We start from the raw sequence: 20,592 nt of genomic DNA, 5'->3' as shown, positions 1-20,592 counted from the left end.
TGGCATGACAAGACGGAATTTGCACCGAAACCATCCGAAATTATTCCTGTATCGCCCAAATCGATTGCATTGCGATACCGATTGAGTAGTGTTGCTACCGATTTGGAGACCCCTATGGCCATTGCCCCCACTTCCCACCGCATCGATCCCCAAAGCGGCGTTTTGTCCGCCGCCACCGGCCGCTACGAGAAGCGGCTTGCCGATCTCGACGGTATCTACGCCGACAACGCCGCCTTCGCGGAATCCGTTGCCCGCGAAGGCGACCGCGTCGTCTACTACGTCCATGAAGTCCGCCCGGCGGCGGCGCGCGGCGACCTGATCTTCGGCACTACCTTCATGGAGCCGGGCCGGATCGGCGACGAATTCTTCGTCACCCGCGGCCATATCCACGCGATCGGCAACCGCCCCGAGACCTATTACGGCGAGGCGGGCGAGGGGCTGATGCTCTTGGAATCGCCGGAAGGCGAGACGCAGATCCTCGAGATCGCGCCGCGCGTGATGGTCTATGTGCCGCCGCTCTGGATCCACCGCTCGGTCAATACAGGGGCTGCGCCGCTGGTCATGAGCTTCTGCTACCCGAGCGATTCCGGCCAGGACTACGGGCTGATCGCCCGCTCCGGCGGCATGGCGATACGCATCGTCGCTGACGGCGCCGGCTGGAAGGCCGTGCCGAACGCTGCCTACCGGCCTCGCAGCAAGGCCGAGATCGACGCCATCCTCGCCACGCAGGACTGACCTCCGATGTCCATCTTCGACAGAATTTCCGCCCATGCGGTGGTGCCGGTGATCGCGCTCGACGATCCCGCCGCCGCCCTTCCGCTCGCCGATGCGCTGATCGAAGGCGGCCTGCCGGTCGCCGAGATCACCTTTCGCACCTCCGCCGCCCGCGCCACGATCGAGGCGATCGCCAGGGCGCGGCCGGAGCTGCTGGTCGGCGCCGGCACCGTGCTCGACGAGGCGCAGCTGGACCAGGCCGTCGATGCCGGCGCCCGCTTCGCCCTGTCGCCCGGCCTCGACGCCGCCGTGCTCGCTCATGCCGCCAAGCGCGGCCTGCCGTTTGCGCCCGGCATCATGACGCCGACCGATCTGCAGGCGGCGCTCCGGGCCGGCTGTTCCATGGTGAAATTCTTCCCGGCCATGCCGGCCGGCGGCCCGTCGATGCTCAAGAACATCGCCGCGCCGTATCTCCATACCGGCATCCGCTTCAATCCGACCGGCGGCGTCAGCATGGACAATCTGGCCGAGTGGCTGGCGATCAATGAAGTCGCCGCCGTCGGCGGCACCTGGATCGCCAGCCGCGCCGACATCGCCGCCGGCAACTGGTCGAAGATCACCGCCAATGCACGCGCCGCCGTGGCGCGCGTCGCCGAGATCCGGGGGAATTCATGAGCTACCAGCCCGCGATACGGCCGACCTTCTATTTCATCGGCGTCACCACCGCGAAGTCCTCGATCATGAAGGTGTTCCCGGAATGGGCGCGCCATCTCGGCCTCGGCGACGTCGAGATGAAGGGCATCGATTTCGTGCCGCATGACGAGCCGGAGCGCTACCGCGAGGCGGTCGCCTTCCTGAAGAGCGATCCGCTCTCGCTCGGCGCGCTGGTGACGACGCACAAGCTCGATCTCTTCGCCGCCTGCCGAGACATGTTCGACGAGATCGACCCGCATGCGCTGTTGATGGAAGAGACGAGCTGCCTGTCGAAGCGCGACGGCCGGCTGATCTGCCACGCCAAGGACCCGATCTCGTCCGGCCTCTCGATCGACGGCTTCCTGGCGCCGAACCATTTCGCCGATACCGGCGCCGAGCTGTTCTCGATGGGCGCCGGCGGTTCGACCATCGCGTTGACCTGGCACCTGATGCAGCGTTCGCGCGGCGCCGACCGGCCTACGCGCATCGTCGTCTCGAACCGCTCGCAGGCCCGCCTCGACCATATCGCCGCGATCCATCGCCAGCTCGGCACGGACATCCCGGTCGAATATCGCCTCGCGCCCCGGCCGGAGGACAATGATGCGATCCTCGCCGGCATGAAGCCCGGCAGCCTCGTCATCAACGCCACCGGCCTCGGCAAGGACGCGCCCGGCTCGCCGCTTACCGACCAGGGCGTGTTCCCGCAGCGCGCCGTCGTCTGGGAGCTCAACTATCGTGGCGACCTCGTCTTCCTCGATCAGGCGCGCGCCCAGGAAGCGGCGCTGCAGCTGCAGGTCGAGGATGGCTGGACCTATTTCATCCATGGCTGGACGCAGGTGATCGCCGAGGTGTTCGACATCGAGATCCCGGTCTCGGGTCCGGAATTCGACGCGATCGCCGCCATCGCCGCGCGGGCGACGGGGCGCGGCTGATGGAGCGCATCCTGATCACGCCGCGCTCGCTGTCGAAGGGCGGCCATCCGGCGCTCGCCCTGCTCGAGGCGGCCGGCTATTCGCTCGCCATGCCGGCGCCGGGCGCGATCCCGGATGAGGCGGCGCTGATCGCGGCGCTGCCCGGCTGCGTCGGCTGGCTCGCCGGCGTCGAGCCGGTCAGCGAGCGCGTGCTGGAAGCGGCCGATCGGCTCCGCGTCATCAGCCGCAACGGCACCGGCGTCGACAACCTGCCGCTCCGCGCCATCGAGGATCGCGGCATCGAGCTGCGCCGGGCCGAGGGCACCAATGCGCGCGGCGTCGCCGAGCTGGCGCTCGCTCTGACGCTGGCGGGTCTCCGGCAGATCGTCTGGACGCATGAGGGCATGCGCAAGGGCGAATGGCCGCGCCAGATCGGCCGCGAGATGTGCGAGGCGACCATCGGCATCGTCGGCCTCGGCGCCATCGGCGCCACGCTGGCGCAGCTCTGCCTCGACCTCGGCGCCAAGGTGCGCGGCTACGATCCCTTCGCCAATGCCGAACGTGTCGTGCACGCGAACTTCACCCGCGTCGATCTCGAAGAGGCGATCACGGGCGTCGACGCGATCAGCCTGCATGCGCCGATGCCGGAGGACGGCCGTCCGCTGATCACTGCGGCGCGGCTCGCCGCCATGGCGCCGGCGACCGTCCTGGTCAACACGGCGCGGGCCGGGCTCGTCGATGCCGGGGCGCTGCTCGCGGCGCTCGATTCCGGCCGCGTCGCCTGCTACGCGACCGACGTGTTCGAGACCGAGCCGCCGATGCCGTCGCCACTGTTCGGCCACCCGAAGGTGGTACTGACCAGCCATATCGGCGGATTCACCGACGCCTCCGTCGAGCGCTCGACGGTGCGCGCCGTCGCCAATCTCCTCGACGCGCTCGCCCGCGATGCGCATTGAGCGCCGGCCGGGCTTCCCGGCGCCCGGCCGCCCCGGCCTTTACTGGCTGGGGCAGGCCGGCTTCTGGATCGAGACGGGCCGGCACCGGATCCTGATCGATCCCTATCTCTCCGACAGCCTGGCGAAGAAATACGCCGGCAAGCCGAACGACCATCGCCGGATGATGCCGGCGCCGATCGCGGTCGAGCAATTGCCGCGCCCGGATCTCGTCCTCGTCAGCCACGCCCACACCGACCACATGGATCCCGACACGCTGCGGCCGCTGGCGACCCGCTTTCCGGACGTGTCCATCGTTGTGCCGGCGGCAAGGATGGATGTGGCTCGGGAGCGGATCGGCGCGGGGGCAAAGCTCATCGGCGTCGATGCGGGCGAGACTTTTGAGCCGGTCGAGGGCGTCACCATCACGGTATTCCCGGCGGCGCACGAGACGCTGGAGCGCGACGGGGAGGGGCGGCATGTCTTCGTCGGCTACGGCATCCGCGCCGGTGGCATCCGCCTCTATCATTCCGGCGACACCATCCCGTTCGAGGGCCTCACCGAATTGGTGCGCGCGTTCCGGCCCGATATCGCGCTGCTGCCGGTCAATGGCCGCGACGCCCAACGTCTCGCCGCCGGCATTCCTGGCAATTTGACCCTCGCCGAGGCGGTCGCGCTTGCCGGCGCGGCGCAGGCGGCATTCCTCGTGCCGCATCATTTCGGCCTGTTCGCCTTCAACACGGCCGACGAGGCGGCGATCGACGCCGCCGCGCTTGCGAGCGTTCGCCCGAAAATCGTCAAGCCGGCCGCCGACGAGACGCTGGCGCTTTTCGACGATATCGGCCCGGCGGAATAGGCGGAGCCGCGATCCCGTCGCGGTTTGGCGCAGCCGGATCTAGGTTTTCTGGCGCAGCATTTCGCGCATCTTGGCGAGGTTGTTGCGGTTCTTTTCAAGCAGCGTGGTCATTACCGCTCGCGCGGCGTCGGCGTCGCGGCGCTGGATCGCCTCCGCAACCAGCAGGTGGTCGTCCGGATATTGCGTGGCGGCCAGGTCGACCTCGATCGCCAGCGAGAAATTGGAGCGCAGCACCACCGCCACCGTCTGCATGAGGCTCAGCAGCATCTTGTTGTGGCAAGCCTCGAACATGCGGCGATGGAACAGGATGTCCGCTTCCACGCCGGCCAGCTTGTTGGGCGCCTTCTCCATCATTTCATAGGCTTCGAACAGCCGGAGGATCTCGATGGTCGTGCCGACCCTGGCTGCCATGGCGGCGACCTGCGGCTCGACAAGCTCGCGCAGCGTGTTGAGTTCGTCGACCAGATCCTCGTTGAGCGCTGGCTGGCTCAGCGACCATCCGAGCAGGTCCGGGTCGAGATAGTTCCATTCCTTGCGCGGCAGCACGGTCATGCCGGAGCCGCGGTCGGTGCGGACCAGCCCCTTGGCGGAGAGCAGCTTGATCGCCTCGCGCAGGACATTGCGGCTGACGCCGAGTTCGGCTGAGATCGTCGCTTCGACCGGCAGGTGCGTTTCCTCTGGATAGCGACCCTGCACGATCGCCGTGCCGAGGTCGTCGACGACCCGGTCAACCAGCGACACCTTGCGGTCGGGCTGCGCGTCCGCGGCCTTGCGCCGAGCCAATGCTTCCTTCACCTGCGGCGGTTCCCTCTGCAGAAGAATCAGATGACGTAACGCAAGGCCTACCTCATTTGCCCTGGATGAGCGATACGGCCTTGCTGCCGAGGGCGAGGGCGATCGCGTTGGTATTGCCCGAGGGGATGAAGGGCACCGAAGCGCAATCGATCACCCGCAGGGCCTCGACGCCGCGCACGCGCAGCTGGCTGTCGAGCACGGCCATGGGATCGCTGTCCGGTCCCATCTTGGCGGTGCCGCAGGGGTGATAGTTGGTCTTCACGAAGCGATAGCAGTGCTGAGCGAGGGCCTCGTCGCTCTCGACGTCGCGGCCCGGCAGCATTTCGGCCGCGATGTTGGATGCGATCGGTTCGGCGGCGAGCAGCCGCCTCGCAAAGCGCAGCGAGCGGATTGTCGTCTGCAGGTCCTCGTCCTCGCCGAAGAAGTTCGAATCGACGATCGGCTGGTCGGTGGCCCGGTCCGAACGCAGCTTGACCGAGCCGCGGGCCTTCGGGCGCAGCAGGCACGAGGTCAGCGTGACGCCATGCGTCGACTTCATGTCGGTGATGTCGCGGTCGAGATAGACGATCGGGGCGCAATAGAGCTGGATCGTGGGCCGCTCGCCGCCATCGGGATCGTAGAACAGGCAGGATTCGATGCCGGTCGTCGTCACCGGCCCCGTGCCGAACAGCAGGTACTGGAGGCCGTTGCGGATCATGTTCCAGCCCTTGTCCTGGCCGAAATAGCCGCTGGCGCGTCGGCTCGAGCAAATGACGGGGACCTCGTGGTGGTCCTGCAGGTTCTGACCCACGCCCGGCAGGTCGGCCTCGACCCGGATGCCGTGCTCGGCCAGATGCGAAGCCGGCCCGATGCCCGACAGCATCAGCAGCTTGGCGGTGTTGTAGGTGCCGGTGGCGACCAGCACTTCCTCGCTGGCCGTGGCGCGCTCGCTGCGGCCCTCATGGGTATAGTCGATGCCAACCGCCCGACCGTTCTCGACGATGATTCGGGAGACCAGCGCGTCGGTGACGACGGTCAGCCGCTTGTCGCGCATCGCGTCGGCGAGGAACGAGAAGACGGCGTCGCTCCGCCGCATCGCGCCGCCGGCCTTGCCCATGGTGTGCTGCATGATGCCGACGCCATTTTGCCGGCTGCCGTTGAAGTCGGCATTGAAGGGCAGGCCCATCGCCTGTGCGGCGAGGATGAAATCCTCGGTCATCTCGCAGAGCTGGCCGGGATCGGAGACCAGCAGCTTGCCGCCCGTGCCGTGATAGGCGTCGTTCAGGCGCCGGTTGTTTTCGAGCGAGGTGAAATGCGGCAGCAGGTCCTTGTAGGACCAGCCGCTGTCGCCGCCGAGATAGGTGTCCCAGTGATCGTAGTCCGCCTGCTGGCCGCGCATGTAGACCATGGCGTTGACCGAACTGCCGCCGCCCAGCACCTTGGCCTGCGGCACGATCGGCGCGCGGCCGTTCAGCCGCGGCTGGGCCACGGTCTTGTGCATCTCCAGGAAGTCTTCGCGGCCGAGATATTTCATGTAGCCGGCCGGCATGCGCATCAGCCGCGCGCAGCGGGCCGGGCCGCGCTCCACCAGGAGGACGCGCGCGCCGAATTCCGACACGAGCCGTGCCGCCGCGACGCAGGCAGACGAGCCGCCGCCGGCAATGATGTAGTCGTACTTCACGCTTGTCCCCCCGGAAAAATGCCCCGCGCGGCCGGGCCGCGCGAGGCCTGTCATCGCATCAGCGGCTGGTGTAGCCGCCATCGACCGGAATGACGGCGCCGGTGATATAGGCCGAGGCCGACGAGCACAGGAACACGGCCGCGCAGGCGACATCCTCGGGCTGGCCGGGCCGCGCCATCGGCGTCATCGCCTTCCAGGTCGGCGCCATTTCCGGGTCGGCGAGACCGCCGGCGGTCATGTCGGTGACGATGTAGCCGGGGGCGATCGCGTTGACGCGGATGTTCTCCGCCGCATAGTCGCTGGCGAGGCTCTTGGTCAGCATGTGCACGGCGGCTTTCGAGGCGTTGTAGGCGGCCTGGGGCTGCGGCACGAGCGAGACGAAGCCGGCGATGGAGCCGATGTTCAGGATTACGCCTTCGCCCTGCGCCCGCATCGGGCCGAGCGCCGCGCGGCAAGAGCGGAAGACGGAATCGAAGTTGACGGTCATCGACCGGCGAAAGCGCTCGTCGGAAAAGTCATGCGTATCGCCGTGGTCGGCGATGCCGGCATTGTTGACGAGTATGTCGAGGCGGCCGGCGAGGCGGACCGCTTCGCGCACGAGCTCTCCCGGCGCCTCGGGATCTTCCATGTCGGCCTGGACATAGTCGACCTCGACGCCGTGGCTGCGCAGGCGGTCGAGCGCGGCCGGGTTGGCGGTGCGAGACGACACGATCAGCCGGGCGCCGGCTTCCGCAAAGGCTTCGGCAATGGCGAAGCCAAGTCCACGGGTGGCGCCCGTGACCAGGGCGACCTTGCCATCGAGACGCAGTTTTTCGGTGAGGACGGACATTCTGTCTCCTTTTTCGGTCGGAATGGGCGCGTCTGCGGCGCGGCCTCAGGAAGTCGTATCGGTTGTCGCGGGTATCTGGCGGCGTCTGGCGCGGGCCTCGTTCCAGAACCTGCGCAACCGCGTGATCAGGACCGAGTCGCTGGCGACGGCAACAAGGATGAGCAGGCCGAGCAGCGCGTCGAGCCAGAACTGGTTGATCTGGAGGCGGAACAGGCTCTGTTCCAGCGTGCCGATCAGGATGGCGCCGAGCGTCGCGCCGATGATCGAGCCGGCGCCGCCGAAGATGTTGACGCCGCCGACCACGACGGCCGCGATCGATTCGAGTTCCAGCCCCATCGCCGCCTCGACGGTGATGGTGCCGAAGCGCGCCAGCGTCATGAAGCCGGCGAGGCCCGACATCGCGCCCGAGAGCAGGAAGGCCGAGAAGATCACGCGACGGACCGGCAGGCCGGTGAAATGGGCGGCGTCCGGGTTCGAGCCGACGGCATAGAAATGGCGGCCGACGCGCAGCACCGACATGCCAAGCTGGAACAGGATGATCGTCACCAGCGCCAGCGCCACCATGGCGCGGATGTCGAAGCTGCCGATCGACAGCACGGTCATCTGCGGCAGGTTGACCAGCCAAGACGGCAGGTTGGCGGTGGTGATCGACTTGGCGCCGGAGAATTCGACCAGCAGCCCGCGAAACACCGCCATGGTGCCGAGCGTGACGATGATCGACGGAATGCCGGCGAAGACGACGAGGGCGCCGTTGATCGCGCCCATCGCGGTACCGATCGCCACGGCGAGGGCGATTGCCAGCACGGGCGGCAGGCCGTGATTGGCGGCGAGCAGCGCGCCGGTGAAATAGGCGACGCAGCCGACCATGGCGCCGACCGACAGGTCGATGTTGCGGGTCAGCACGACCAGCGTCTGGCCGGCGGCGACGACGGCGATGATGACGACGCTCGAGGCGATGCGGTTGAAGGTGCGCGGCGAAAGATAGCCGTCGATGATGGTGGCGAACACCAGCACCGCGACGACGATGATCGCCAGCAGGCTGAGCTCCCGGACGCGTTCGGGACGCAGGCGTAGTCCGTTCATGGCGACTTCCTATCTATGCGGCCTGGTCGCCCTGGCCCGTGGCATGGGCCATGACGACCTGTTCGGTCGCGTCCTTGCGATCGAGGGTCGCCATCTGCTTGCCCTCGCGCATCACCACGATGCGGTCGCTGAGCGAGAGCACTTCCGGCAGATCCGAGGAGATGAGCATGATCGCCATGCCTTGCGCGGCCAGTTCCGAGATGAACTGGTGCACTTCCGCCTTGGCGCCGATGTCGATGCCCCGGGTCGGCTCGTCGAGGATCAGCAGGCGCGGCGCGGTATTGAGCCATTTCGCCAGCAGCACCTTCTGCTGGTTGCCGCCGGACATCCGGCCAACCGGCGCCTCGACCGAAGCGGTCTTGATGTGCAGGCGGCGGCGGAACTCGTCGGCGACCTCGGCTTCCTTCCTGCGCGACAGCATTCCGAGCATGCCCTTGAAGCGATCGAGCACGGGGAGAGAGATGTTGGCGGAGGACGACATCGGCAGCGACAGGCCCAGCTGCCGCCGGTCCTCGGAGACATAGGCGATGCCGCCGTCGATCGCCTGGCGGGGCGAGCGCGGCGCATGCGGCCGGCCGTCCAGCGTGGCGCGGCCGCGATGGGCCGGCGCGATGCCGAACAGGGCCAGGCCGACATCGGTCCGCCCGGCGCCGACGAGGCCGGCGAAGCCGAGGATCTCGCCCTTGCGGATCTCGAAGGAGACATCCTCGAAAACACCGTCCCTTCCGAGGCGATCGACCGACAGGACGACGCCTTCGGCGGCGGTCGTGGCGCGCGGGGCGAGCAGGCCCATCTCGCGGCCGACCATCTCCGCGATGGCGGATTGCGGGGTGACGTCGGCGCGTGGGCGGGACGAGATGTGCCGGCCGTCGCGGAACACCGTTACCGTGTCGGAGAGGCGGAAAACCTCGTCCATGCGGTGGCTGATGAAGACGATCGAGACGCCGCGTCCGCGAAGATCCTGCATCAGCTGGAACAGGCGCTCGGATTCATAGGCCGACAGCGATGCCGTCGGCTCGTCCATGATCAGGACGCGGACCTTGAGCGAAATGGCCTTGGCGATCTCGATCGATTGCTGCTCGGCAAGCGTCAGCCCGCGCGCCGGGGCGCGGACGTCGATCTGCACGCCGATCGAGGCGAGGATCTGGGCCGCTTCCTCGTACATCGTCGACCAGCGGGTGAAGGGCCCGCGATCCTGATGGCCGATGAAGATGTTCTCGGCGACATCGAGATCTGGAAACAGCAGCGGTTCCTGATAGATGGCCGCGACGCCCTTGCGCTGCGCGTCGGCGCTGCTGGCCATCTGCACCGGCGCGCCGTCGAGATGGATGGCGCCGCGATCCGGCTGGTGCACGCCGGTCATGATCTTGATCAGCGTCGACTTGCCGGCGCCATTCTCGCCGAGCAGCGAATGGATCTCGCCCGGGCGGAGCGTCAGCGAGACGTCCTGCAGCGCGTGGGTCGCGCCGAAGCTCTTGCTGATGTTCAGCAATTCCATCACGGGCGAGCCATGATTCTCGACTGGCAAAGCGGCCACTTGAACTCCCCCTCAAAGCCGTCGCGCAGGCTTGAACACCCGACCAGACGCCCCTCCAGGCGCCCGGCAACGACGACATCTTCCTCGGATCCGCGGGTTCCGCAGTGTCCGATATCCTCCCGAATTGATCCTATCAATATCGAGATGAATCCTACTTGCAATATCAAAAAATAGGATCTATCCAAAAAAGGAGAATTGGACCGGGTTAGTGGCCTTGCGGCTCAGACTAGCCATCCAATATGGGGCAGCTTCGATGCGGAGGGGCAGATTTATCTGCTTATTCGTTGCGGCTCGGAGGGAAAATGCAGCTATCAAAGGCCTTTCGCGGCTGGGAGATTTTCCTTCTCCTATTGCTCGCAACGACTATTGTCGCAAACATGTTCATGTCCCCGCATTATATTTCGGGGTCAAACATCATTAACCTGTTTCAACTCTCCATAGAGAAGATCGTCGTCGCGCTGATCATGGCGCTGCTGATCATCAATGGCGAGATCGACCTCTCCGTCGCCTCGGTGATGGGCTTTGCCGCCTGCCTGCTGGCCTATCTGACGTCGCAGGGCGTCGGCATGCCTCTCGCGATCACGGCAGCCCTGCTGGGTGGGCTGGCGGCCGGCTGCATCAACGGCTTCTTCGTCGCCTATGTCGGCCTGCCGTCGCTGGTCGTGACGCTGGCCGGGCTGATCGGCTTCCGCGGCCTCGCCCGCGTGTTGCTCGAGGACCGCGCGATCGGCGGCTTCCCGCAATGGTTCACCGACCTCGGCCAGAAAGCCTTCCTCGGTCCGCTGCCGTTCGCCCTGATCGTCTTCGTCGCGGTGCTGCTCGTCGCCGTCGCGATCCTGCACCTCTCGACCTTCGGCCGGAAGATCTACGTGATCGGCAACGGCGTCGATGTCGCCCGCTATTCGGGCGTCGCCGTGGCGCGGGTGAAATTCTCGCTGTTCCTGATGTCGGGATTCATCGCCGCGCTCGCCGGCGTCCTGTATGCCGCCCGGCTCGGCTCGGTCCGCGGCGACCTCGCCCAGGGTTTCGAGCTGGAGATCATCACCATGGTCCTGCTCGGCGGCGTCAGCATTTTCGGCGGATCTGGATCGCTGCTCGGCGTCTTTCTCGCGATCCTTCTCGTCCTCAATCTTCGAAACGGCATGGGTCTCGCCAATCTCACCGGCAATTCCCAGTCGATCGTGATCGGCGTTCTGCTGATCCTGTCGGCGGCGGTGCCGTTCCTCGTCTCGAAAGTTCGTTCCAGGGTAGCATAGGGAGGAAAATACCCATGAAAGCGAAGTTGTTGGCTGCCGCCGCGGCGATTTCCATGCTGGCGGGCTCGGTTGCGGTTGCACAGGACGCCGGCGCGGGGAAGCCGGTCGACATGGTGCTGCTGCCCAAATATCTCGGCATCATCGTGTTCGACCAGGCGAACAACGGCGCCCAGGAAGCCGCCACGGAGCTCAAGAACGAGCGTCCGCTGCAGTTCCTCGGCCCGACCCCGGAGAACAGCGTCGCCGGCCAGATCGAGATCGTCACCAACGCCACCACGCAGGGCGTCGGCGCGATCATGATCTCCAACAATTCCGGAGACCAGATCGCCCCGGCCGCCAAGGCGGCGCACGACAAGGGCATCAAGGTCGTCACCTGGGATTCGCCGATCCCGTCGGCCGAGGGCGAGGACGTCTTCGTCGCGCAGGTCGACTTCGACGAGACCGGCCGCGTGCTCGCCGACATGGCGCTGAAGATCCTGGGCGAGGCCGGCGGCGAGTTCGCCATCCTCTCCGGTTCGGCCGATGCGGCCAACCAGAATGCCTGGATCAAGTCGATGAACGAGGTGCTGAAGAGCGATCCGAAGTTCGCCTCGCTCAAGCTCGTCGACACCGTCTATGGCAACGACCAGGCCGAGACGAGCTATAACCTCGCGCTGGCGCTCGTCGACAAGCACCCGAACCTGAAGCTCATCGTCGCCCCGACCACAGTCGGCGCGCCGTCCGCCGCCAAGGCGCTGCAGGACGAGGGCCTCTGCGAGAAGATCAAGGTCACCGGCCTCGGCGTGCCGTCCGAGATGCTCTCCTACACGCAGAACGGTTGTGCGCCGGAATTCGCGCTCTGGAGCTTCAAGGATCTCGGTTATCTCGCCTACCAGACCGCCTATGCGCTGGCGACCGGCACCGTCAAGGCCGAGGAGGGCGCCGTGGTCAAGGCCGGTCGTCTCGGCGACCGCACCATCACCAAGGATCCGACCCGCGAGAAGGGCCTGCGCATCCTGATGGGACCGTTCTCGCTCTACAACGCCGAGAACGTCGAGGCCGCGGCCAAGGAGTAGCAAACCTGGAGGCGGCGCTTGCGCCGCCTCCGCCCATCCCGGCGGTGCATGCGGATAGGCGCCTCATCCGTTCAGGATGCGGTCGACCGCCGTGGCGCAGGCGAGCAGGTCCGCATCGCCGAAGCGCGGCCCGACGAGTTGAAGCCCGAGCGGCAGGCCCGAAGATCCGCTGAAGCCCGGCAGCGCCACGCAGGGCGCATGCAGCGCCGACCACATCTTGTTGAAGCGCGACGATCCTGTCCCGTCCGCCCATGATGGCGCCTCGCCCGGCGCGCCCGGCGCCAGGATGGCATCGAGGCGCGGGCCGAAGAGGCCGTCGAAAAGCGTCCGGCAGCGGGAGATCCGTGCCGCCGCAGTCCAGATGTCCGCGCGGCCGATGCCGCGCGCGTTGGTCGCGATCGCAGCGAGATCGGGGTGGAGCGCCGCCCCGTGCCTCACATGCTCGTCGCGCAGCGAGAGATGGCCCTCGCCATACATCACCACTTCCTGGTCCGACGTCAGGGCGTCGAAGCTTGCCGGCAGATCGACGGGCCGGATTTGCATTCCCGCCCGCCGCAGGCGTCGCTCGGCTTCGAGCAACGCCAGTTGCATGTCGGGTGCGGCGCCTGCCCAATGCGGCCCCCTGCAGATCCCGATGACCCGGCCTGCCGCCGGCACTCGCGTTTCCTGCATCGGATCCGGCGCGGCGAGCGCCGCGAGCAGGAGCGACAGGTCGTCCACCGACCGCGCAAACCAGCCGATCGTGTCGAGCGAGGGGGCAAAGGGGCTCATGCCCTCGCGCGCGACGGTGCCGAATGTCGGTTTCAGGGCGTAGATGCCGGTGAAGGCGGCCGGCCTGATCTGCGAGCCCCCGGTCTGGGTGCCGATGGCGAGCGGAACCATGCCCGCCGCAACCGCCGCGGCAGAGCCCGAGGACGAGCCGCCCGGGCTGCGTGCGGGATCGCGCGGATTGCGCGTCGGCGGGACCGCGCCGGCGGCCGCGAAGGCGACGGTCTCGGTCTTGCCGACGATGACCGCTCCCTGCCGGCGCAGGAGGGCGACGACCCGCGCGTCGCGCTCCGCGATCCGCGGCGCCCGGTAGGTCACGCCATGTCCCGTCGGCATGCCCCGCACATCGATGACGTCCTTGATGGCGACGGGAACGCCGCAGAGCAGGCCGGGCCCTTCGCCCGTGGCGGTCGCTTCCGTTCGTCTCGCGTCGGCGAGACGGGCCTCGGCCCGCGCCGCCTCGACATCGACATGGCAGAAGGCCCGGATCGTTGCGTCATGGCGGGCGATGGCGGCAAGGCAGCTCTCGAGCAGATCGACGGCCGAGAGCTCTCCCGAAGCCATCGCCGACAGGGCCCCGGAGGCGGGGAGGCCGGCGCCGTCGATCAACCGGCCGCCTTCTGGTCGGTCGAGAGTTCGGCCGTCAGCAGCTTCTTCGTGTAGGCCTCGCTCGGCGTCTCGAAGATCCTTTCGGTCTCGCCATATTCCACGATCTTGCCGAGATGCATCACCGCCACCTTGTGCGCGAGCGAGCGGACCGAGTTGAGGTCATGCGTGATGAAGAGCGCCGACAGGCTCATCCGCGTCTGCAGATCGCGGATGAGGTCGATGATCTGCGCCCGCACGCGGATGTCGAGCGCCGTCGTCGGCTCGTCGAAGACGACGAAATCGGGCGTGGTGGCGAGCGCCCGCGCAACCCCGACGCGCTTCTGCTCGCCGGCCGTCAGTTCGTGCGGATAGCGGCCGGCGAAAGCGGGATCGATATGCACGGCCTCGAGCAATTGCGCGACCCGCCTGGCGCGCTCGCCTCTTGTCATCGGATCCAGCAGACGGAACGGTTCCGAAAGCAGGTCGGCGACCCGCCAGCGCGGATTGAGCGCCACATAGGGCTCCTGGAACACCATCTGGATCCGCCGCCGCAGCGGCCGGAACTGGCGTTCGGACATGTCGGAGACGTCGGTGCCGTCGAAGAAGATCCGCCCGTTGGTCGAATTCAGGAGGCGAAGGATGCACTGGCCCGTGGTCGTCTTGCCCGAGCCGCTTTCGCCCACCAGCGCCAGCGTCTCGCCCCGCGCGATCGAGAAGCTGACGCCGTCGACGGCGCGGATCGGTCCGGCATTGCCGGAGGTGGCGAAATGCATGGTGAGGTCGCGCACGTCGAGCAGGTTCCGCTGCCTGTCGTTCCGCTCCGGCGACCGCATGGCCGGTCGGGCGCGTGCGGCCGCGACGAGTTCGCGGCTGTAGTCCATCGCGGGACGTTCGAGGAACGCCTCCACGCTGCCCGTCTCGATCAGCTTGCCGCCCCGCATCACCGCGACGCGGTCGCAGTAGTGGCGGACGATGCCGAGATCATGCGTGATCAGAATCGCCGCCATGCCGCGTTCCCGGCAGCGCCGCACGAGATTGTCGAGAACCTGCGCCTGGACGGTGGCATCGAGCCCGAGCGTCGCGTCATCCGCCAGCAGGACCTTCGGGTTGGCGACCAGCGCCATGGCGATCACCACGCGCTGGGCCATGCCGCCGGACAATTCGTGCGGATAGGCGGCCGCGCGCTCTTCCGCATTGGTGATGCCGACATCCTGCAGGAGGGCGATCGCCGCCGCCCGCGCCTCCGGCCGGCTCATCCTGCCATGCGCCCGCGCTACCCGGGCAATCTGCTTGCCGACGGGCACGACGGGATCGAGCAGGGATTTGGCATTGGTGCCGATGATGGCGATGTCGCCGCCCCGGAGCTGGCGCATTTCCGATCGCGACATGCCCGAGACGGACTTGCCGCCATAGGTGATGTCGCCCTTCAGCAGGCGCCCGCCCTTCGGCAGCAGGCCGAGGATCGCCTGGGCGAGCAGCGACTTGCCGGCCCCCGTCTCGCCGACGACCCCGAGGATCTCATTGGCGCGCAGCGCGAGCGAGATTCCGTCGAGGGCGAGCCGGTCGCCTTCGAAGCCGACGCTGACATCGTCCAGACGGAGCACGGATTCGGCCGCTTGGCCCTGCCGTGGCGCCGGTGCCGGCGTTTCGTTCGCATCACGCATTTTGGCCGGCCTCGCTGTGGGTGCGCGGATCGAGCAGCGTGCGCGTCGCTTCCGAAACCAGCGCGAAGGAGAGCACCGAGAGAACGATGGCGACGCCGGGGAACAGTGCGATCCACCAGATGCCGAGGATCATCTGCTGCGATCCCGAACTCACCATCAGCCCCCACTCCGGCGACGGCATGCGCACGCCCGCGCCGATGAAGGAGAGGCCGGCCGTCAGCAGGATCGCCATGCCGAGCGCGATCGAGATCTGCACGATCACCGGCGTCATCGCGTTGGGCAGGATATGGCGGAACATGATCGCCGCATCGCCTGCGCCGCTGCACCTCGCCGCCGTGATGAACGGGCGTTCCCGGAGGGACAGCACCTCGGCCCGGACCAGGCGGGCGAACATCGGCACGAAGAGAAAGCCGAGAACGATCGCGACGCTCCAGATCTCCTGTCCCATCACGGCGACAAGCGCCATGCCCAGCACGAAGACGGGAAAGGACTGGATGAAGTCGAACACGCGCATGACGAGCGCGCTGAGGATGTTGCGGTAGTAGCCGACCAGCAGCCCGAGCGTGACTCCGGCGAGGAGCGAAGCGAAGACCGCCACGAAGCCGATCAGGAGATTGACGCGCGTCGCGTAGACGACGCGGGAAAAGACATCCATGCCCACCTCGTCGGTGCCGAACCAGTGCAGCTCGCTCGGCGGCTGCATGGCGTCGAGCAGATTGGCCTCGACCGGCGAATAGGGAGCGATCCAGGGCGCGAACAGGATGGCGAACAATTGCAGGGTCAGCAGCGACAGGCCGATCAGCGCGCCGGGACGCGCTGCGAGTTCGCGCAGGAGAGCTTTCCACGTCAAGGATCAGATCCTAATCCGGGGGTCGGCGATCTCGTAGAGGATGTCGGCGACCGAATAGACGATGAGGATGAAGGCGGACGAGACGAGCACGAAGCCCTGCAGCGCCGCGTAGTCGCTGTTGATGACCGCCTGCACGGCGTACTGGCCGAGACCGCCCCAGGAGAACAGGGTCTCGACCAGCACCGCCGCGCCGAGCAGGAAGCCGAAGGTGAAGCTGGCGATCGTGATGATCGGCGGCAGGCTGTTGCGCAGGCCGCTCAGGATGATCTGCGGCTCGGTCAGGCCGCTGGCGCGCATGTGGCGCACGAAATCGGATTCATAGACGCCGCCGAATACCGTCTGCGCCATCTTCATCACGGCGCCGGCGTTGACGGCCGTGATGGTCAGGACGGGAAGAACCAGTCGGCCGAGCGCCGACCAGAGATTGGTCCAGTTGCCGGAGGCGAGGCTGTCGAGGGTGTAGAAGCCGGTGATCCGCACCGGCGGGGACAGCATCGGATCGATGCGGCCGAACGGGGCAGGCGCCCAGCCGAGCAGGTAGAAGAAGACGAAGATCAGGATCAGCGCCATCCAGAAGTCGGGAATGGCGCCGGCGGCGAGACCGTAGAGGCGGGCGCCGTAGTCGACGACGCCGCCCTTGCGCACGACCGAGACGACGGCGATGCCGATCCCGATGATCAGGGTCAGGATCATCGCGCAGGTGATGAGCTCGAGCGTGGCGGGCGCGCGTTCGGCGAGGTCCGTCAGGATCGGGTTCGAGGTGAAGGGCGACGTCCCGAGATCGCCCCGGAACACGTTCTCGACATAGGTCATGAACTGCGTCCAGACCGGCTTGTCGAGGCCGAGGCGCTCGCGGTAGAGCGCGATCGAATCCTCGGTCGCGAAATTGCCGAGCATCAGCCGGGCGGGATCGCCGGGTAGCATGCGCACCAGCAGGAACGTCACCAGCATCACGCCGAACATCTGCGGGATGATCAGCGCCAATCTCGTCAGGACGATCCTGCTGACGCGCGGCATGCGCCGCCAGACGGCCAGGATATTCATGGTCGACCTCGTGGCTTGCTAGGCTTTCCGGCCGCGGCAATTGCCGCGACCGCCGGCGGGCAGGAAGGGCCCGGCGCCGGGGCGCCGGGGCCGGCAGGGATCACTCCTTGTGGAAGTCGAACCACGCATTGCCGTTCGGCGTGTACCAGGAGTAGCCCTTGATGTTGTCACGCAGGGCGAGCTGGTAGCCGGGGTTGAAGAGGAACACCCAGGGTGCGTTCTCGACGACCAGTTCCTGCACCCGCTTCATGTCGGCGAGGCGCGCGGCCTCGTCGGTCGCCGTCAGGTTCTTGTCGATGAGCTTGTCGACTTCCTCGTTCTTGAAACGCGAGAAATCGACCATCGAGGCGCTGTTGAGCCAGAGGTTGGTCACATAGGCCGCATCCGGCACGATCGCCATGTCGCGCAGGAAGTACATCGGGATCGTGCCCTTCGAATAGCGCTCGACGAGCGTCGAGCTCGGCAGCTTGTTGAGCTGCACGTCGATGCCGGCGCGGGCGAAGGCGGTCTTCAGGATGACGGCGATCTGCTCCTCGATCTCGTCGCCCGTGCGATAGCCGAGCTCGGTCTTGAAGCCCTCGGCCAGTCCGGCCTCGGTGAGCAGCGCCTTCGCCTTCTCGACGTCCTCCGAATAGGCGAAGAACTCGTCGGTGTAGCCCGGATAGATCTCGGAAACGGGGCTCTTCGTCTGGCGCGCCGTGCCGAAGTAGATCGCCTTGCCGATCTGGTCGCGCGGCACCAGGTAGTTCAGCGCCTGGCGGACCTTGGGGTTGGTGAAGGGCTCGATCGTGTTGTTGAGATCGATGCGGTGGATGTAGTTGCCGAAGACCTTCTCGACCTTGACCTTCGGGGCCTTGCTCAGCAGGTCGAGCTCACGCGGCAGCAGCCATTCGGCCACGTCGATCGAGCCCGCCTGCAGGGCGGCCACGCGGTTCGACGAGTTCGGGATCTCGCGGAAGATCACCTTCTTCAGCTTCGGCGCGCCGCGGTAATAGTCGTCGTTCGCCTCATAGACGATCTCGCGGCCCGGCGTGTAGGTCGTGACCTTGTAGGGCGAATAGGAGGCGGTGTTGGTCGACAGCCAGGTCTGGCCGACCGGATCGGCGTCCGTCAGGTGCTTCTTCACTTCGGTCGCGTCGATGATGCCGAGGTCGGAGTTGACCCAGAGCCGTTCGATCAGCGGCGACGGGCCCGGGAGCTGGACCTTGACCGTCATGTCGTCGATCTTCTGGAACGCCGTGTCGAAGTCCTGGATCTTCAGCATCTGGTGCATGTACCAGTAGAAGGTCGCCTTCAGGTCCCAGCCGCGCTTGAACGTCCACATCACGTCGTCGGCGGTCAGCGTGTTGCCGGCATGGCTCTTGGCCGGGCGCAGCTTGAAGGTGATGCTGGTCCGGTCGGGCGAGACTTCCCAGCTTTCGGCGAGCGCGCCGACCAGCTTGTCGAAGTTCTCGACCATGACGCCGTCTTCGTTCTTCACCATCTCGTAGGCGAGAAGGCGCTCATAGACGTTCTTGCGCGCCTCCTGGACGGCTTCCGTTGACGGATAATCCAGCTCGAGCGACTCGGGCGTGCGCGGCCCGGCGACGACCAGTGTCTCCTTCACGTCCTGCGCAAAGGACGGCACTCCTGAACTCAGCGCAAGCGCCGAGGCTAGCATTACAGATCGCAACAACTTCATAGCTCGTCCCACTCTCTTTTGTATCGTTTTGATCGATGTATAAAAGGTATAGTCTGGATGCTACGCTGCCTCTGACTTGCCGTATCCCCCGCCACCCCCGGTTTCGATTATCAGGACATCGTCCTTTTGGAGGTGGATATTGTAGAACTTCGACGGGCTCTTCAGGCCGTACCATTCGGCCAGATCCTTGGTGATGCCGTCGCGGCGGAGCGTCCAGCGGTTCGGCGCGCCCGGCTCACCGCCGGAGAGCCCCCAGGGCGCGACCCGGTGGCGATCGCCGAGGCCGGAGAGGTAGTGGTCCTGCAGGAGCTTGTATTCGTGCACCGTGCCGCGGCCGCCCTTGTGCTTGCCGTTGCCGCCGGATCCATCGCGCAGGCCGTAGCGTTCGACGAGCACCTGGTACTTGTGCTCCCAGACCTCGATCGGCTGGTTGTGCGAGGTTTCGCCCCAGAAATAGACGGCGTCGTTGCCGTCCGCGGCGGTCGTCGCGCCCTGGCCGCCCTCGTAGTAGTTGTACCAGACGAGGTCTTCGCCGGTCTTTGGATCGACGGCGCGTCCGGCGAGATTGTTGCCCGATGCATGGCTTCCGGCCGCCACGCGCTCCGGCACCTTGTCGGCGAAGGCCTTCAGGATCGTCTCGGGTACGCGCTTCGCCATCTCGAAGGTGCAGCCATAGACCGGCGCCGGCCAAGCGGCGTTGACGATGCTGCGTTCCGGCGCGCGCATCTCGATCAGGTCGAAGATGCCGGCATTGACCGGGGTCGCCGGATCGACGATCGCGACGATCGCGGCATAGGCGGACGCGCGAGCCGAGGTGAAGGTGGCGTTGACCGGGGTCGGCGCCTGCGGCGCCGAGCCCTCGAAATCGATCAGGAAGCCTTCGGGGCTCTTGGTGACCTTGACCTGGATCGGGTAGCGGGCGTCGGAAAGTCCGTCGTCCTCGATGTAGTCGACCGCCTCGTAGACGCCGTCCGGCACCTCCTGCATCTTGGCGAGGAAGCGGGCGCGCGAGTAGTCGATCGACGCGCTCATGCCGTCGATCACGGCGTCGACGCCGTAGCGCTCGGCGAGCGACTGGATGCGCTGCTCGGCGATGGCCGTCGCCGAAAGCTGGCTCATCAGGTCGCCCCAGTCATCCTCCGGCAGGCGCACATTGGCGAGGATGAAGTCGCGCGTTTCCTCGACCAGCACGCCGGCGCGGAACAGCCGCGACAGCGGGATGATGAGGCCGTCCTGCACGACATGGGTGGAGGTGCCGGCGCAACCGCCGGCGCTCATGCCGCCGATATCGGTCCAGTGGCCGATATTGACCGCGAAGCCGACATGCTGCGCCTCGCAGAAGATCGGCCGCGCGACGATCACGTCTGACTGGTGCGTGCCCAGATAGGGGTTGTTGGTGATGAAGACATCGCCGGAGACCGGTTCGGGGAACTTCGCGACCATCGCCTGCATGGCGCCGACGAGCGAGCCGAGGTGCACGCCGACGCCGCGCGACTGGATCACCATCTTGCCGGAGCGGTCGAACAGCGCGCAGGAAAAGTCGAAGCCTTCCGAGAAGGTCGGCGAATAGGCCGTCAGCACCGTGGTCTGGATCATCTCCTCGGTGGTCGAGAAGAGATAGTTGCGGATGATCTGCTGGGTGAAGGGATCGAGGTTGGACATGGTCTTTTCGGTGC

18 protein-coding genes are annotated in these 20,592 nt (G+C 66.7%); 7 read left to right on the top strand and 11 right to left on the bottom strand.

Features of this window, described 5'->3' with window-relative positions; translation table 11 throughout:
- Window positions 1-114: 114 nt before the first annotated feature.
- The 5 genes from WFK98_RS16590 to WFK98_RS16570 are packed head-to-tail and all read left to right on the top strand — an operon-like array spanning window position 115 to window position 4,106.
- The gene (locus tag WFK98_RS16590) at window positions 115-735 is read left to right on the top strand and encodes a glucose-6-phosphate isomerase family protein (protein WP_336801011.1); all 621 of its coding nucleotides are present in this window, start codon (window positions 115-117) and stop codon (window positions 733-735) included.
- Window positions 736-741: 6 nt separating this feature from the next.
- On the top strand, window positions 742-1,389 hold the full coding sequence (locus WFK98_RS16585) for a bifunctional 4-hydroxy-2-oxoglutarate aldolase/2-dehydro-3-deoxy-phosphogluconate aldolase (protein ID WP_336801010.1): 648 nt from the start codon (window positions 742-744) through the stop codon (window positions 1,387-1,389).
- Complete coding sequence (locus WFK98_RS16580) at window positions 1,386-2,339, top strand: shikimate dehydrogenase family protein (RefSeq protein ID WP_336801009.1); 954 nt, start codon at window positions 1,386-1,388, stop codon at window positions 2,337-2,339. The genes WFK98_RS16585 and WFK98_RS16580 overlap by 4 nt, the downstream gene beginning before the upstream one ends.
- Window positions 2,339-3,274, top strand: coding sequence for an NAD(P)-dependent oxidoreductase (locus tag WFK98_RS16575; protein ID WP_336801008.1), 936 nt, complete (start codon window positions 2,339-2,341; stop codon window positions 3,272-3,274). Before WFK98_RS16580 ends, WFK98_RS16575 begins: the two co-directional genes overlap by 1 nt.
- A complete protein-coding gene (locus WFK98_RS16570) occupies window positions 3,264-4,106 on the top strand; it encodes an MBL fold metallo-hydrolase (protein ID WP_336801007.1) in 843 nt (280 codons plus the stop codon). The genes WFK98_RS16575 and WFK98_RS16570 overlap by 11 nt, the downstream gene beginning before the upstream one ends.
- A 39-nt stretch (window positions 4,107-4,145) precedes the next feature.
- Here the strand turns inward: WFK98_RS16570 and WFK98_RS16565 are convergent, their stop codons facing one another.
- The 5 genes from WFK98_RS16565 to WFK98_RS16545 are packed head-to-tail and all read right to left on the bottom strand — an operon-like array spanning window position 4,146 to window position 10,010.
- Window positions 4,146-4,901 carry an FCD domain-containing protein gene (locus WFK98_RS16565; protein ID WP_266338872.1) on the bottom strand — a complete coding sequence of 252 codons (756 nt, stop codon included), beginning with the start codon at window positions 4,899-4,901 and terminating at the stop codon, window positions 4,146-4,148.
- 52 nt (window positions 4,902-4,953) lie between these two features.
- The gene (locus tag WFK98_RS16560; protein WP_336801006.1) at window positions 4,954-6,615 is read right to left on the bottom strand and encodes a GMC family oxidoreductase; all 1,662 of its coding nucleotides are present in this window, start codon (window positions 6,613-6,615) and stop codon (window positions 4,954-4,956) included.
- A gap of 4 nt (window positions 6,616-6,619) precedes the next feature.
- Window positions 6,620-7,390, bottom strand: coding sequence for an SDR family NAD(P)-dependent oxidoreductase (locus tag WFK98_RS16555; protein ID WP_266338870.1), 771 nt, complete (start codon window positions 7,388-7,390; stop codon window positions 6,620-6,622).
- Window positions 7,391-7,435: 45 nt separating this feature from the next.
- The gene (locus WFK98_RS16550; protein ID WP_336801005.1) at window positions 7,436-8,473 is read right to left on the bottom strand and encodes an ABC transporter permease; all 1,038 of its coding nucleotides are present in this window, start codon (window positions 8,471-8,473) and stop codon (window positions 7,436-7,438) included.
- A gap of 13 nt (window positions 8,474-8,486) precedes the next feature.
- Window positions 8,487-10,010 (bottom strand): sugar ABC transporter ATP-binding protein, encoded by a 1,524-nt coding sequence (locus WFK98_RS16545; protein ID WP_336801004.1) that lies wholly within the window; start codon window positions 10,008-10,010, stop codon window positions 8,487-8,489.
- A 383-nt stretch (window positions 10,011-10,393) separates the two neighbouring features.
- On the opposite strand from WFK98_RS16545, the gene WFK98_RS16540 reads away from it, so the two are divergent.
- Together WFK98_RS16540 and WFK98_RS16535 are read left to right on the top strand one after the other, a co-directional pair.
- Window positions 10,394-11,266, top strand: a complete 873-nt coding sequence (locus WFK98_RS16540; protein WP_336801003.1) for an ABC transporter permease — start codon at window positions 10,394-10,396, stop codon at window positions 11,264-11,266.
- Between the two features lie 14 nt (window positions 11,267-11,280).
- On the top strand, window positions 11,281-12,321 hold the full coding sequence (locus WFK98_RS16535) for a substrate-binding domain-containing protein (RefSeq protein ID WP_336801002.1): 1,041 nt from the start codon (window positions 11,281-11,283) through the stop codon (window positions 12,319-12,321).
- A gap of 63 nt (window positions 12,322-12,384) precedes the next feature.
- Here WFK98_RS16535 and WFK98_RS16530 read toward each other — a convergent pair whose 3' ends face one another.
- The 6 genes from WFK98_RS16530 to WFK98_RS16505 form a co-directional block, all read right to left on the bottom strand.
- On the bottom strand, window positions 12,385-13,653 hold the full coding sequence (locus tag WFK98_RS16530) for an amidase (RefSeq protein WP_336801001.1): 1,269 nt from the start codon (window positions 13,651-13,653) through the stop codon (window positions 12,385-12,387).
- Between the two features lie 41 nt (window positions 13,654-13,694).
- Complete coding sequence (locus WFK98_RS16525) at window positions 13,695-15,341, bottom strand: ABC transporter ATP-binding protein (RefSeq protein WP_336801000.1); 1,647 nt, start codon at window positions 15,339-15,341, stop codon at window positions 13,695-13,697.
- Complete coding sequence (locus WFK98_RS16520; RefSeq protein ID WP_336800999.1) at window positions 15,334-16,191, bottom strand: ABC transporter permease; 858 nt, start codon at window positions 16,189-16,191, stop codon at window positions 15,334-15,336. Before WFK98_RS16520 ends, WFK98_RS16525 begins: the two co-directional genes overlap by 8 nt.
- Before the next feature lie 3 nt (window positions 16,192-16,194).
- On the bottom strand, window positions 16,195-17,235 hold the full coding sequence (locus tag WFK98_RS16515) for an ABC transporter permease (protein ID WP_266338862.1): 1,041 nt from the start codon (window positions 17,233-17,235) through the stop codon (window positions 16,195-16,197).
- Window positions 17,236-17,335: 100 nt separating this feature from the next.
- Window positions 17,336-18,862, bottom strand: a complete 1,527-nt coding sequence (locus WFK98_RS16510; protein ID WP_336800998.1) for an ABC transporter substrate-binding protein — start codon at window positions 18,860-18,862, stop codon at window positions 17,336-17,338.
- Window positions 18,863-18,976: 114 nt separating this feature from the next.
- Window positions 18,977-20,578 carry a hydantoinase B/oxoprolinase family protein gene (locus WFK98_RS16505; RefSeq protein WP_336800997.1) on the bottom strand — a complete coding sequence of 534 codons (1,602 nt, stop codon included), beginning with the start codon at window positions 20,576-20,578 and terminating at the stop codon, window positions 18,977-18,979.
- Between the last annotated feature and the right edge of the window lie 14 nt (window positions 20,579-20,592).

Origin of the sequence: Kaistia sp. MMO-174 (assembly GCF_037147815.1) — a bacterium.
Lineage (GTDB): Bacteria > Pseudomonadota > Alphaproteobacteria > Rhizobiales > Kaistiaceae > Kaistia > Kaistia nematophila.
Note: the sequence above shows the minus strand (reverse complement) of the source record. Positions and strands in the feature narration are given on the sequence as shown.

Excerpts from the sequence above, each read along its gene's own strand:
- WFK98_RS16575 (WP_336801008.1), top strand. The coding sequence starts at position 2,339 with ATGGAGCGCATCCTGATCACGCCGCGCTCGCTGTCGAAGGGCGGCCAT.
- WFK98_RS16530 (WP_336801001.1), bottom strand. The coding sequence starts at position 13,653 with ATGGCTTCGGGAGAGCTCTCGGCCGTCGATCTGCTCGAGAGCTGCCTT.
- WFK98_RS16525 (WP_336801000.1), bottom strand. The coding sequence starts at position 15,341 with ATGCGTGATGCGAACGAAACGCCGGCACCGGCGCCACGGCAGGGCCAA.
- WFK98_RS16580 (WP_336801009.1), top strand. The coding sequence starts at position 1,386 with ATGAGCTACCAGCCCGCGATACGGCCGACCTTCTATTTCATCGGCGTC.
- WFK98_RS16585 (WP_336801010.1), top strand. The coding sequence starts at position 742 with ATGTCCATCTTCGACAGAATTTCCGCCCATGCGGTGGTGCCGGTGATC.
- WFK98_RS16555 (WP_266338870.1), bottom strand. The coding sequence starts at position 7,390 with ATGTCCGTCCTCACCGAAAAACTGCGTCTCGATGGCAAGGTCGCCCTG.
- WFK98_RS16515 (WP_266338862.1), bottom strand. The coding sequence starts at position 17,235 with ATGAATATCCTGGCCGTCTGGCGGCGCATGCCGCGCGTCAGCAGGATC.
- WFK98_RS16570 (WP_336801007.1), top strand. The coding sequence starts at position 3,264 with ATGCGCATTGAGCGCCGGCCGGGCTTCCCGGCGCCCGGCCGCCCCGGC.
- WFK98_RS16560 (WP_336801006.1), bottom strand. The coding sequence starts at position 6,615 with ATGACAGGCCTCGCGCGGCCCGGCCGCGCGGGGCATTTTTCCGGGGGG.
- WFK98_RS16590 (WP_336801011.1), top strand. The coding sequence starts at position 115 with ATGGCCATTGCCCCCACTTCCCACCGCATCGATCCCCAAAGCGGCGTT.
- WFK98_RS16540 (WP_336801003.1), top strand. The coding sequence starts at position 10,394 with ATGTCCCCGCATTATATTTCGGGGTCAAACATCATTAACCTGTTTCAA.
- WFK98_RS16535 (WP_336801002.1), top strand. The coding sequence starts at position 11,281 with ATGAAAGCGAAGTTGTTGGCTGCCGCCGCGGCGATTTCCATGCTGGCG.
- WFK98_RS16550 (WP_336801005.1), bottom strand. The coding sequence starts at position 8,473 with ATGAACGGACTACGCCTGCGTCCCGAACGCGTCCGGGAGCTCAGCCTG.
- WFK98_RS16505 (WP_336800997.1), bottom strand. The coding sequence starts at position 20,578 with ATGTCCAACCTCGATCCCTTCACCCAGCAGATCATCCGCAACTATCTC.